The 11,560-nt window shown below is 72.3% G+C and carries 12 protein-coding genes and 1 tRNA gene; 8 read left to right on the forward strand and 5 right to left on the reverse strand.

From position 1 onward, the window contains the following. Positions 1–260: 260 nt before the first annotated feature. The 4 genes from ACIQOV_RS09105 (at position 261) to ACIQOV_RS09120 (ending at position 4,686) form a co-directional block, all read left to right on the forward strand. Complete coding sequence (locus ACIQOV_RS09105) at positions 261–851, forward strand: hypothetical protein (RefSeq protein ID WP_401046602.1); 591 nt, start codon at positions 261–263, stop codon at positions 849–851. A 20-nt stretch (positions 852–871) separates the two neighbouring features. After that, a complete protein-coding gene (locus ACIQOV_RS09110; protein WP_401046604.1) occupies positions 872–2,854 on the forward strand; it encodes a DUF3987 domain-containing protein in 1,983 nt (660 codons plus the stop codon). A gap of 255 nt (positions 2,855–3,109) precedes the next feature. Then, entirely contained in the window at positions 3,110–3,295 is a 186-nt protein-coding gene (locus tag ACIQOV_RS09115; protein ID WP_401046607.1) for a helix-turn-helix transcriptional regulator, read from the forward strand. Further along, positions 3,295–4,686: a tyrosine-type recombinase/integrase gene (locus ACIQOV_RS09120; RefSeq protein ID WP_401046609.1), complete on the forward strand. Its 1,392-nt coding sequence runs from the start codon at positions 3,295–3,297 to the stop codon at positions 4,684–4,686. The genes ACIQOV_RS09115 and ACIQOV_RS09120 overlap by 1 nt, the downstream gene beginning before the upstream one ends. Positions 4,687–4,837: 151 nt before the next feature. Here the strand turns inward: ACIQOV_RS09120 and ACIQOV_RS09125 are convergent. After that, positions 4,838–4,918 (reverse strand) — tRNA-Tyr (locus ACIQOV_RS09125). A gap of 217 nt (positions 4,919–5,135) precedes the next feature. Between ACIQOV_RS09125 and ACIQOV_RS09130 the strand changes: the two genes are divergently transcribed. Beyond that, positions 5,136–5,624 (forward strand): YajQ family cyclic di-GMP-binding protein, encoded by a 489-nt coding sequence (locus ACIQOV_RS09130; RefSeq protein WP_359897561.1) that lies wholly within the window; start codon positions 5,136–5,138, stop codon positions 5,622–5,624. Positions 5,625–5,776: 152 nt separating this feature from the next. On the opposite strand, the gene ACIQOV_RS09135 is transcribed toward ACIQOV_RS09130, so the two are convergent. Then, positions 5,777–6,337, reverse strand: coding sequence for a TetR/AcrR family transcriptional regulator (locus ACIQOV_RS09135; protein ID WP_401046611.1), 561 nt, complete (start codon positions 6,335–6,337; stop codon positions 5,777–5,779). A gap of 125 nt (positions 6,338–6,462) precedes the next feature. On the opposite strand from ACIQOV_RS09135, the gene ACIQOV_RS09140 reads away from it, so the two are divergent. Then, positions 6,463–7,062 carry a DUF2867 domain-containing protein gene (locus ACIQOV_RS09140; protein WP_401046614.1) on the forward strand — a complete coding sequence of 200 codons (600 nt, stop codon included), beginning with the start codon at positions 6,463–6,465 and terminating at the stop codon, positions 7,060–7,062. Between the two features lie 68 nt (positions 7,063–7,130). Here ACIQOV_RS09140 and ACIQOV_RS09145 read toward each other — a convergent pair whose 3' ends face one another. Together ACIQOV_RS09145 and ACIQOV_RS09150 are read right to left on the reverse strand one after the other, a co-directional pair. Continuing rightward, positions 7,131–7,625 carry a hypothetical protein gene (locus ACIQOV_RS09145; RefSeq protein ID WP_401046617.1) on the reverse strand — a complete coding sequence of 165 codons (495 nt, stop codon included), beginning with the start codon at positions 7,623–7,625 and terminating at the stop codon, positions 7,131–7,133. Positions 7,626–7,667: 42 nt separating this feature from the next. Next, positions 7,668–8,324: a helix-turn-helix domain-containing protein gene (locus ACIQOV_RS09150; protein WP_359897566.1), complete on the reverse strand. Its 657-nt coding sequence runs from the start codon at positions 8,322–8,324 to the stop codon at positions 7,668–7,670. Between the two features lie 157 nt (positions 8,325–8,481). On the opposite strand from ACIQOV_RS09150, the gene ACIQOV_RS09155 reads away from it, so the two are divergent. Continuing rightward, on the forward strand, positions 8,482–9,876 hold the full coding sequence (locus ACIQOV_RS09155) for an MFS transporter (RefSeq protein WP_401046620.1): 1,395 nt from the start codon (positions 8,482–8,484) through the stop codon (positions 9,874–9,876). Between the two features lie 265 nt (positions 9,877–10,141). Beyond that, positions 10,142–11,305, forward strand: a complete 1,164-nt coding sequence (locus ACIQOV_RS09160) for a M24 family metallopeptidase (protein WP_401046622.1) — start codon at positions 10,142–10,144, stop codon at positions 11,303–11,305. A 104-nt stretch (positions 11,306–11,409) separates the two neighbouring features. Here ACIQOV_RS09160 and ACIQOV_RS09165 read toward each other — a convergent pair. Beyond that, the coding region (locus ACIQOV_RS09165; RefSeq protein WP_401046625.1) for a methylenetetrahydrofolate reductase at positions 11,410–11,560 on the reverse strand (151 nt) is incomplete at its 5' end.

Raw genomic sequence — 11,560 nt, forward strand, 5'->3', positions numbered from 1 at the left:
CTCCCCCTCCAAGAGTGCCCCTGACGGCGTTGTTGTCGCAGGTCAGAGCAACAACAACAACCACAACAACGCCCAGCAGTGGTCCACCCGAGAGGGGTTCGTCATGCGCGCCGACCCCGAGAACCCCGCCCGAACGATCATCGTCGGCCGCGCCAACGCCGCGTGATCCACACAGCACGAAGCCCCGCACCAACCGACGATCCGCCAAGACAGACGGCCGGTGCGGGGCTGTGCATCCCCTTCACAGAGATGGGACCAGCATGCCCCAGTTCGACCACTCCACGCTCGTCATCCTCGACGACACCGCCGACCGGGAGAGCGCCAGCGACGGCCGATCCCGCTACGGCGCCTACATCGCCCACCACGCCCACGACTTCCACGAGGACGGCGAGCCGCTCCGGCCGGTCGAGTTCGCCGCCGCCGCGTGGCGCACCGCCACCAGCCCGGTCATGGCCCCGGGGTACGCGGTCGTGCGCCCGGACCTCGACCGGGTCGAGGTGTACGTCGACCACGAGGGCGGCGCCCAGTTCTGCGCGAAGGTCGGCCTGCGGCACAGCGCACTCGCGCACCGCCTCACCGGCCGCCCGTTGGACTGGGAGTGCGCCCCGTGGTCCCGCCCCGGCGAGGCGTGGCCCGTGCTGGTCGGCCCGGAGCGCACCGACCGCCCCGCCGTCCTGGTGACCGCCACCGTGCTCCTCCCGGTCCCGGAGTGCATCCTCGTCACTCCCACCGTGGCCCGGCCCGGCCGCACGCTCACCGGCGAGGCCAAGACGGTGGTCGCGGCGCTCGCCGGGCACGCCAACCGGAACCTGGCCCCGCTCGTCGCCGGCCTGCTCGGCGGTGTCCGGTGAGCGGCCCGGCCATCAGCTCGTTGACCAGCGAGTACGGGCCGAACGTGATCCCGTTCCGGCCCGAGCCCGCCGAGGTCAAGGCCGCCGAGCAGGCCGTCATCGGCGCCGCCCTGCTCGACCCCGCCCAGATCCCCGCGCTCGCCGCCCAGCTCGGCGACCCGAGCGCGTTCTACCACCTCGCGCACGAGACGATCTGGCGCGCCATCACCCGCATGGCGGCCAGCGGCGAGCGGCCGGTCGACCCGATGCTGCTGGCCGAAGTCCTGCGCGGCCAGGGTGACCTGGCCCGCGTCGGCGGGCCCAGCTACCTGCACACCTGCATCCAGGCGACCCCGACCGCCGCGAACGGCGAGTACTACGCCGAAATCGTGCGCGTGGCCGCCGAGCGGCGCCGCATCAACACCGCCACCAGCCGCCTGGCCCACATGGCCGGCGACGACCAGGCCGACCTCGACGCCGTCCGCACCGCCGCGCTCGCCGCCCTGGCGGACCTCGCCTCCGGCGAGACCTGGCTCGACCCCGTCCCGCTCGGCTCCCACGGAGCACTGCCCACCTTCCCCGTCCGCACCCTGCCCGCGTGGGTCGGTGCGTACGTGGAGGCGGTGGCGGAGTTCACCCAGACCCCGCCCGACATGGCCGCCACCATGTCCCTGGCCGCGCTGTCCACCGCCGCCGGCGGACGGGTAGGCGTGGAGATCCGGCCCGGCTGGCGCGAGCAGTCGAACCTCTACCTCGTGTGCGCGATGCCCCCGGCCAGCCGCAAGTCCGACGTGTTCGCGTTCATGACCGGCCCCGTCTACCGGATCGAGGACGAGCTGCGGGCCGAGGCCCGGCCCCGGATCATCGAGGCCGAGACCGCCAAGGAGACCGCGCTGGCCGAGGTCGAGGCCCTGATGGCCAAGGCCCGCAAGAACCCCGACCTCGACCGCGCCCACCTGGTCGCCGAGATCTCCGGCGCCCGGATGCTGGCCGACGAGATCGTCGTCCCGCCGAGCCCGCGGCTGACCCTGTCCGGGGACATCACCCCCGAGACCGTCACCCACCAGCTCGGCGTCCACCGCTGCCTGGCCGCGCTCTCCCCCGAGGGCGACCTGTTCGACAGCATCGTCGGCCGCTACAGCAGCAAGCCCAACCTCGGCGTCTTCCTCCAGGCCCACAAGGGCGAGCGGCTCCAGGCCGACCGGATCACCCGCGAGCAGCCCACCGTCGACAAGCCCGCGCTCACCATCGGCGTCACCCCGCAGCCCGCCGTCCTCCAGGAGCTCGGCGCCGCACCCGGAGCCCGCGACCGCGGCCTGCTCGCCCGCTTCCTGTACTCCCTCCCGCCCTCCAACCTCGGCTACCGCAAGATCCGCACCACCCCGATCCCCGAGCCGGTCGCCACCACCTACGACGTCCGCCTCTCCGCGCTCCTGCGCGCCCTCACCGCCTTGGACGAGCCGGTCACCGTGAAGATGACCGAGGCCGCCGACCTCGCCGTCGAGAAGCTCCAGGAGAAGTTCGAGGTCCAGCTCCGCCCGGACGAGCCGCTCGCCCACATCAAGGACTGGGCCGGCAAGCTCGTCGGCCACATCGCCCGCATCGCCGTCCTCCTCCACCTCGCCGACCACGTCGGCGGCGACTGGCGCGCGCCCGTCGAGGCCGCCACCGTCGACCGCGCCGCCGAGATCGCCGAGTACTACACCGCCCACACCCTCGCCGTCTTCGACCTCATCGCCGCCGACCCCGCCACCGAGGACGCCCACGCCCTCCTCCAGTGGTTCCAGCGACCGAAGAAGGACGGCACCCACCGCACCCACATCAAGGCCCACGACGCCGTCGCGTCGTCCCGGCGGTTCAAGAAGGTCGCCGACGTCGAACCCGCCCTCGCCCTCCTCGAACAGCACGGCTGGCTCCGCACCGACCAGCCCCCGGCGAGCAACCAGCGCGGACGACCCCAGGCTGTCACCTACCGTGTCCACCCGGCGCTGAGCGCCCCCACGAACGCGGACCCGATCACGTAACCGTCAGGGATGTCAGGGCAAAGCTCTGACCAGCGCGTACGCCGTCGGACGGCCCGTCAGGGAACGTCAGGGCTGTCAGGGATATCCGAGATCCCCTGACAGCCCTGACAACCTCTGACGCCCGACCAGGAGCCGTATCGGCAGGTCAGCGAGTTCCCCTGACATGCCTGACGCCTTCCGCCCTCCGCCGCCGCCCGCGAGAGGGCTCGCAACACCCCGAAGCCACCCTCCGTACCCACAGCAGGAGACTTCGCCATGCCCAAGCGCGAACTGCTCAAGCTCCCCGTCGTGCTCGCCGAACTCGGCATGTCCCGTGCCGCCTTCTACCGGATGCGCGCCCGGGGCCAGGCGCCGCGCCTCATCAAGCTCCCGAACGGCCAGGTCCGGGTCGACCGGGCCGACCTGGACGCCTGGCTCGCCACCTGCGAGGTGGCCGCCTGATGGCCACCTCGTACAAGGTCAAATTCTGGGACCACCGACACCGCCCGGACCGGCGGGCCCCATGGATGGTCCGCTGGACCGTCGCCGGGCGGGAGTTCTCCGAGTCCTTCCTGACAAAGACCGCGGCCGACGGCCGGAAGTCCGAGCTGATCTCCGCCCTCCGCGACGGGCAGCCGTTCGACGTCGACCGCGGCCTGCCGCTCTCCGAGCTCCGCAAGGAGAAGCAGATCACCTGGTACGAGCTCGGCCGCCGGTACGTCGCGGCCCGTTGGGAGGGGGCTCCTGCCAAGACCCGCACAACGTGGGCCGATGCCCTCGCCACGGTCACGTTCGAGCTGGTGAAGTCGAAGGCCGGCATGCCGGACAAGCGGATCGTTCGCCGGGCGCTCTACAGCTGGGCGTTCAACGTGAACCAGTGGGAGGAGGAGCCGCCGGCGGACTGGGCCAAGGCCCTGGCGTGGGTGCAGAAGCAGTCCGTGCTGGTCTCCGCCTTCGAGGAGCCGCCGATGGTGCGCCGCCTGCTGAACGCCCTCGCGGTGAAGCTCGACGGCAAGAAGGCCGCGCCGTCGGTCATCCTGCGCAAGCGCCGCATCCTCGGTCACCTCTTCGGCTACGCCGTGGAGGAGGGCTACCTGGCCGCGAACCCGCTCCCGACCGTCCAGTGGCAGCCGCCGGAGGCCGAGGAGGAGGTCGACCCCGGCGTCGTGGTCAACGAGGACCAGGCGGCGGCGCTGATCGAGGCGGCCGGACGTCAGGGGAAGCGCGGGGCCCACCTCCGGGCCTTCTTCGCCTGCCTCTACTACGGCTGGCTGCGGCCGGCCGAGGCCGTCTTCCTCACGCTCGCGCGCTGCCACCTCCCGGTCGAGGGGTGGGGCTACATGGTCCTGGACGAGACCCGGCCGCGGGTCGGGTCGTCCTGGACGGACGACGGGGCCTCGCACGACAAGCGCGGCCTGAAGCACCGGGCCGAGAAGGCGACCCGCCGCGTTCCTATCCCGCCCGAGCTGGTGGCGATCCTGCGGGAGCACGTCGCCGCGTTCGGGGCGGCGTCCGACGGGCGGCTTTTCCGGACGTCCCGGGGCGGGATGGTGCAGGAGAGCGGCTATGGGGTCGTCTGGCAGCGGGCCCGGGCCGAGGTGCTGTCGCCGGCCGAGTGCGCGACGAAGCTCGGCAAGCGCCCGTACGACCTGCGGCACGCCGGGATCTCGCTCGGGCTGAACTCCGGGGTCGACCCGACGGAGGTCGCCCGGCGGGCGGGGCACAGCGTGGCCGTCCTGCTGCGGGTCTACGCGAAGTGCCTCCACGGCACCGTCGAGTACGCGAACGAGCTGATCTCGAAGCGGCTCAACAGGAACCGTCCGGCACCGCCGGCACCGGATCCTGGTCCGTAGCTGGTCCGTACGCGCTGGTCAGCACCGGGATTCAGGTGGCGCAAAGTGAGACAAGCCACTCAAACGGGGCACCGTGCCACCAGTCGACCAACTAAACGAAAAAGGGCCCGTGATCTGCGTTTCCGCAGGTCATGGGCCCTTCTCTATCCTGTGGCTGGTGCAGGGTTCGAACCTGCGTAGCTTGCGCGACAGATTTACAGTCTGCTCCCTTTGGCCGCTCGGGCAACCAGCCAGGATCTTCGTTTCCCGGGGTGTTCACCCCGTTCGACTTGGTAAACCATACCCGATGCCGGGGGGTGCTCCGCCACTCGATAGATCACGCGATGATCAAGGAACCACGGGCGGGCGGTACGGGCGGGGCCGGTGTGGCGCTGGATAGGCTGGGACTCCGGACGCCCGCGAGGGCGGGCCGTGCCAGTGAAGCCAGAGCATCAAGGAGACCAACACCCATGGCCGACTCCAGTTTCGACATCGTCTCGAAGGTCGAGTGGCAGGAGGTCGACAACGCGATCAACCAGACCTCCCGTGAGATCGCGACGCGCTTCGACTTCAAGGGCGTCGGCGGCGAGATCAGCCGCACCGCCGAGAAGATCGAGATGAAGGCGAACGGCGAGGAGCGCGTGCGCGCCATCCTCGACGTCCTGCAGACCAAGTTCATCAAGCGCGGCCTGTCGCTGAAGGCTCTGGACGCCGGCGAGCCGCAGCTGTCCGGCAAGGAGTACAAGATCTTCGCCAACGTCAAGGAGGGCATCACCACGGAGGACGCGAAGAAGGTCGCGAAGATCATCCGTGACGAGGGCCCGAAGGGCGTCAAGGCACAGGTCCAGGGCGACGAGCTGCGCGTCAGCTCGAAGAGCCGCGACGACCTCCAGGCCGTGCAGGCCCTGCTCAAGGGCAAGGACCTGGACTTCGCGCTCCAGTACGTGAACTACCGCTAGCACCGGCCCCGGCCTGCGGCGACGCAGGCTCCGAGCGGCTGCGGGACACGACGGGGGCGCGGCACCGGACCTTCTTCGGTGCCGCGCCCCCGTTTTCCGTGCGCCGCTTTCCGTGCCCGCTTTCCGCGTGCCCGACCGGCCGGAGACAGGCTCTAGCGCAGGAGCCAATCGCGGGTCAGTTCCATCACCTCGGCGCGGCTGCGGCCCTCGTGGTCGACGGCGACGAGGTGGTGGCCGATCCGGAGCGAGAAGCTGATCAGGCTGCGGACCTCGACGTCGTCCGGGTCGGGGCAGAACGACGCGTAGAGCGAACGCAGGTAGGCCATCCGGCGGTTGTCCACGCGGCGCAGGCGTTCGGCGACCGCTTCGTCGCGCCGCGCCCAGTCGCGGATCGCCAGGTCGACGGTGGTGCCGGTCACGGGCCCGTCGCCGCTGGTGGCGGCGATCGCGAAGAGCCGCCCGAGCCGGGTCCGGGCGTCGCCGCCCTCGTCCTCGACCTGGGCGATCACACCCTCGGTGACCTCCCGCTCCCAGGTGTCGAGCATCTCGTCGAGCAGCGCGCCCCGGTTGCGGAAGTACCCGTAGAAGCCGCCCTTGGTGACTCCGAGCGCCTGGGCGAGCGGCTCGACGCGCACCGCCTCCGGGCCGCCGGCCGCGAGCGCCCGCAGCCCCTCCTCGATCCACCGGGCGCGCGGCGTCCGCGTCACGCCCATGCCGGGCCCCTCGCCGCGTCTCGTTCCACTGTGTCGCTCCTCACGCTCACACCCTTGTGCATACGCCACCGTACACACGGGTCTAGCCTGGCTCTATACGGCACCGTACAGACAGGGGCACGCAGATGAGACTCCCCCGCACGGCACACACCTCCCGCCCGTGGCGGATCCACGAGATCGCCCCCGACTTCCGCCTGGAGGACGTGTGGGCCCTGCCGACCCCCGGCGGCCCCGACGACCTCGCCCGCCTGGTCGCCCAGTTCGCCAACGGCACCGGCGCCCCGATGTCCGCCTCCCCCGTCGTCCGCCTCCTCTTCGCGGCCCGCTGGAAGCTCGGCGCCCTGCTCGGCTGGGACAAGCCCGACGCCGGCCTCGGCACCCGCGTCCCCACCCTCCGCGACCGCCTCCCCGCCGATCTCCGGGACGCCCCGCGCGGCCCCGACACCCGCTCCGCGCCGTTCCGCTCCGTCTACCTGCTCCACGACGAGTGGACCGCCGAGACGGCCAACCGCACCGTCCACGGCATCCTCCACCTCGGCTGGGTCGAGACCGCTCCCGGCAGCGGCACGTACCGCGCCCAGATGGCCGTCCTGGTCAAGCCCAACGGGCTCCTCGGCCACCTCTACATGGCCGCCATCAAGCCCTTCCGGTACCTCGGCGTCTACCCGGCCCTCCTGCGCTCCATCGGCCGGCGCTGGCAGGCCGAATCCCCCACCCCGCACTGACCGCACGAGCACGGGCACGGGCACGGGCACGGGCACGGGCGCGGGAACGAGCACGGGCGGCGGCGGGGTCAGTCGGCCGGCTCCGCCCAGCCGCCGGTGGTGCGGTGCCGGCCCAGGCCGACCGACTCGAACTCGTCCGCCCGGCCCTCCTCGGTGCGGGCGCCGATCCGCCGCAGGGCGCGGGAGATCGGGGTGCCCTCGGCCGGGGCGGGCTCGAATTCGCCGATGGTGAGCGGGCCGAGGGTGACCGCGCCGTCCGCCCAGACGGCCGCGCGCTGGGTGCCGCCGCCACCGAAGTACCGCGCCTCGACGCGGGCGATCGGCCCGGCCTTCGACCAGGCGGCCAGCCGGAGTTCGAAGCCGTCCGCGTGCCGGCCGGGCCCGGCCCCGCCGCCGGGCCTGCGCAGGACGCCGTCTCCCTGGAGCGCGGTGAGGACGGCGGAGGTGACCGGGATCAGGGCCAGCCCCTGCGCCAACGGCACCACCCGGGCCGTCGAAACCTCCGCCGCCGCCACCGTCAGCAGCTCCCGTGTTCCTATCAGCGCCTGGAGTTCGTAGGACATGCCGGACATGGTGTCCCACCGCACCGACAGACGACCCGGAATTTATGATTCCGTGCCCGGTCGGAGACCGTAGAGCAGGGTAAAGACGGTCACATCCAGCGCATCCTCGGCCGCACTCGGCCCTTCTTCGTTCAGTTCGTCGAAGATTTCGGCAAGTTGGGATCGCAGCCGGTCCAGCCGGTCCGGGCTGAGCCGCAGCGCGAAGTCCGCGAACAGCCCGGACGGCGGGCCCGAACCACCGGGCGGCCGGCCGAAGTCCAGCCGGCCTTCGGCGATCCTGGCGCGGAAGTCGGACCGCACCCGGTCCATCGCGGCCACGACGGCCTCGTACGCCTCGGAGCGGGCCGGGGAGTCGGCGGTGAACATCTCCGGGGCCAGCCGGATCGCCCCCTGGGCGACCCGGTAGCGGCTCTCCACGATGCCCGAGACCAGCCGGGTGCCGGCCACCAGGACCAGCCCGGCCTTCTCCAACTGCTTGATGTGCCGGTAGAGCTTGGTCTGCGGCTCGTCGAGCGTGGCGGCGAGCTCCTTGGCCGTCAGCGGACGGTCCTCGGAGGACTGCAGCGCGCCGAGGATGGCCAGGCGCAGCGGGTCGGCCAGGGCCTTGAGCACCGCGACGTCGGACACCTGGCGTTCCTTGACCCAGGTGACGGGCTGCTGCTCGCCGCTGTCGGCGGCCTCCGGTGTGTGCTCGACCACGGGGCCACCCTTCCAGATCGGCCGCTCCGTTCGCAATCACGCCCCGGTGAGCGCTCACCACCGAGCCATCAATCACCCTTGCGAAACCAATGACGCCTACGACATCATTCATGCAGACGTGAATGATTGCGGCAATCGCGAACGATGGGGGCGGGACATGACGGACCAACCGACGACGACAGCGGCGATGGAGCACCCCGGACCGGCCGACGCCCCGCCGTCCGCGCCCTCGCCGCCCGTGCCTTCCCCGTCCGCGCCCTCGTCGCCCGCACCGCCGCCGCTCGTACCGCTGCGGCGCAACCTGCGGTTCCAGGCCCTCTGGGCCGGCCAGGCCTCCGCGACCCTCGGCATGGTGATCGGCGACACCGCCTTCCCCCTGCTGGTCCTCGCGCTCACCGGCTCCTCCACCTCCGCCGGAGCCTTCGGCGCCGTGCAGATGGCCGCCACCCTGCTGCTGGGCGTCCACGGCGGCGTGGTGGCCGACCGGGTGAACCGCCGCCGGGTGCTGATCGCCGCCGACAGCGCCCGGCTGCTCGCCCTCGCCAGCGTCCCGGCGGCCCTGGCGTTCGGCCCGCCGAACCTGGCCCACCTGCTGCTGGTCGGCGCCGTGATCGGCGCGACGATCGCCTACAGCGGCCCGGTCCGGCTGCTCGCGCTGCGCTCGGTGGTCCCGCCGGAGCAGCTCTCCCAGGCCCTGGCCCAGGACGAGGCCCGGATGAGCGGCGCCTCGCTGGCGGGACCGCCACTGGCCGGATTCCTGTTCGGGCTCGGCCACGCGGTCCCCTTCCTCGGCGCCGCGCTCGCCTCCCTGCTCGCGGTGACCGCCGCCGTCGCGGTGCGCTTCCCCAGCCCGCACGAGTCCGGGGATGCCGACCGGTCCACCGGGAACAGCGCCCTGGCGGGCTTCCGCGTCCTCGCCGCCTCCCCGCTGCTGCGGACCGCCCTGGCCGTCCTGCTGGTGATCAATCTCGCCGGGGCCTCCCTGCTGCTGCCCGTCATGGTGCTGTTGCGCGAGCACGGCACCAGCGGCACCGGGATCGGCCTGGCCCTGGCCGGCGAGGCGGTCGGGGCGCTGGCCGGCACCGCCCTGGTCGCCCGGCTGCACCGGCTGGCGGGCCCCGGCGTGCTGCTGCTGGCGGTGGCCTGGAGCGCCGTACCGGTCCCGCTGGCGCCACTGCTGCCCGGCGGGGCGCCGACCGTCTTCGCCGCGCTGTTCGTGTTCGGCGCGGGCGTGCCGACCCTGCGGGTGATGCTCGACCTGCTGGTCTTCCGTCAGGTGCCGGACGCGCTGCGCGGCCGGGTGATCGCGGCGACCATGACGCTGCTCACCGCCGGCATGCCCGCCGGGAGCTTCGTCACCGGCCTGCTGCTGGACCGCTCCTCCCCCGCCACCGCGCTGGTCGGGATCAGCGCCCTGCTCGCCGCCGCCCTGCTGGCCGCGACCGCGAGCCGCACGCTGCGGCGCGCCGTGTGGCCCGCTGCCGAGTCCGCCGCATCCGCTGAATCCACCAAGTCCACCGATTCGGCCGAGTCGGCCGACCGGCAGGACTGACGCCCCGGGTCGGCCGCCGCTCACCCGCACGGCCGTCCGCCGCATGCGGCGGGCCCGGCAACCGGGTGAACTGGCCGGGTAACGCCCGCCCCCGAGGGCTTCCCGGGGCGGGCCGCGGACCCGCCGCACCCGCCCACGCCTCGCCCCGGTACCGGAGCACCCACCGGATCGCCGCCCGGAGAGCGATCCGCATCGCCGTCCGGATCGCGCCGGTTCCTCCCCGAGAGCTTCACCAACTCGACGAGGACGTGATGGAGTTGACGCGATGGAGTCCCAGCAGCGCCCGTCCGGCCCCCGAGGAGGAACCGCCGTGCCCCACCCCTTCACCGTCGAGGACCACACCGCCCGGATGTCCCGGGCCACCGCCGAGGCGACCGCCGCCGGTCTGGCCGGCCTGGTCGTCGCGCCCGGTCCCGACCTGGCCTACCTGTGCGGCTACTCGCCCACCGCGATCACCGAGCGGCTGACCGCCCTCGTCCTCACCGCCGGAAGCGAACCCGCTCTGGTGGTGCCCAAGTTGGAGCGCCCGGATGCCGAGAAGGCGGTCGGCGCCCCGGCCGTCGGGCTGCTCGACTGGTCCGACGGCGAGGACCCGTTCGCCACCGTCGGCCCGCTGCTCGACCCGGCCGGACGGTACGGCGTCTCCGACAACACCTGGGCGCTGCACCTGCTCGGCCTCCAGGCCGCGCTGCCCGGCGTCTCCTTCATCTCGCTCACCGACTGCCTGCCGATGCTGCGCGCCGTCAAGGACACCGAGGAGCTGGACCGCCTGGCCGCCGCCGGCGGCGCGGCGGACGCCGCCTACCGGGGCATCCTGGAGGTCGAGTTCGCCGGCCGCCGGGAGACCGACGTGGCCGCCGACCTCGGCGCGCTGCTCATCCAGTACGGGCACAGCCAGGTCGACTTCACCGTGGTCGGCTCGGGGCCGAACGGCGCCAACCCGCACCACGAGGCCGGTGACCGGGTCATCCGTACGGGTGACACCGTGGTGCTGGACTTCGGTGGTCTCAAGGACGGCTACGGTTCCGACACCACCCGGACGGTGCATGTCGGCGCGGACGTTCCGGACGAGGTGCGCAAGGTGCACGAGCTGGTCCGACTGGCCCAGCAGACCGCCTTCGAGGCGGTGCGCCCCGGGGTAGCCTGCCAGGAGATCGACCGGATCGCCCGTCGGGTGATCACCGAGGGCGGGTACGGCGAGTACTTCATCCACCGCACCGGCCACGGCATCGGCACCACCACGCACGAACCTCCGTACCTGGTCGAGGGCGAGGAACGGCCGCTGGTGCCGGGCATGTGCTTCTCGATCGAGCCGGGGATCTACCTGCCCGGCCGGTTCGGGGTGCGGATCGAGGACATCGTGACCGTCACCCCGGCCGGCGGCCGACGCTTCAACAACACCCCGCACGAGCTGGGCATCGTGGCCTGACCCGCGCCCGACCGTGCGTCGAACCACCTGTCGAACCACCAGTCGAATTCACCTGTCGAACCGGGTGTCGACCGGATCGGACGTTCTTACGATCCAGTCATATTTCACCCAGAGTCCTCCAAGTTTGGGTTGCTAGTTTCGGTGCGCATGACCAAGACCCTGTCGAGCGGTTCGAGCCGACGGATGGCGTCCCAGAGTTTCTGCTCGCCGACCTCGGTGCGCGGCGGCATGAATTCGAAGGAGAAGGAGCGCTTT

The sequence above is a fragment of the Kitasatospora sp. NPDC091257 genome, from assembly GCF_044757675.1.
Classification (GTDB): Bacteria; Actinomycetota; Actinomycetes; order Streptomycetales; family Streptomycetaceae; genus Kitasatospora; species Kitasatospora lactacystinica.

Bases quoted from the DNA above. Each gene is read 5' to 3' on its own strand.
- ACIQOV_RS09105 (WP_401046602.1), top strand. From the start codon at position 261: ATGCCCCAGTTCGACCACTCCACGCTCGTCATCCTCGACGACACCGCC.
- ACIQOV_RS09115 (WP_401046607.1), top strand. From the start codon at position 3,110: ATGCCCAAGCGCGAACTGCTCAAGCTCCCCGTCGTGCTCGCCGAACTC.
- ACIQOV_RS09120 (WP_401046609.1), top strand. From the start codon at position 3,295: ATGGCCACCTCGTACAAGGTCAAATTCTGGGACCACCGACACCGCCCG.
- ACIQOV_RS09130 (WP_359897561.1), top strand. From the start codon at position 5,136: ATGGCCGACTCCAGTTTCGACATCGTCTCGAAGGTCGAGTGGCAGGAG.
- ACIQOV_RS09135 (WP_401046611.1), bottom strand. From the start codon at position 6,337: ATGGGCGTGACGCGGACGCCGCGCGCCCGGTGGATCGAGGAGGGGCTG.
- ACIQOV_RS09140 (WP_401046614.1), top strand. From the start codon at position 6,463: ATGAGACTCCCCCGCACGGCACACACCTCCCGCCCGTGGCGGATCCAC.
- ACIQOV_RS09145 (WP_401046617.1), bottom strand. From the start codon at position 7,625: ATGTCCTACGAACTCCAGGCGCTGATAGGAACACGGGAGCTGCTGACG.
- ACIQOV_RS09155 (WP_401046620.1), top strand. From the start codon at position 8,482: ATGACGGACCAACCGACGACGACAGCGGCGATGGAGCACCCCGGACCG.
- ACIQOV_RS09160 (WP_401046622.1), top strand. From the start codon at position 10,142: ATGGAGTCCCAGCAGCGCCCGTCCGGCCCCCGAGGAGGAACCGCCGTG.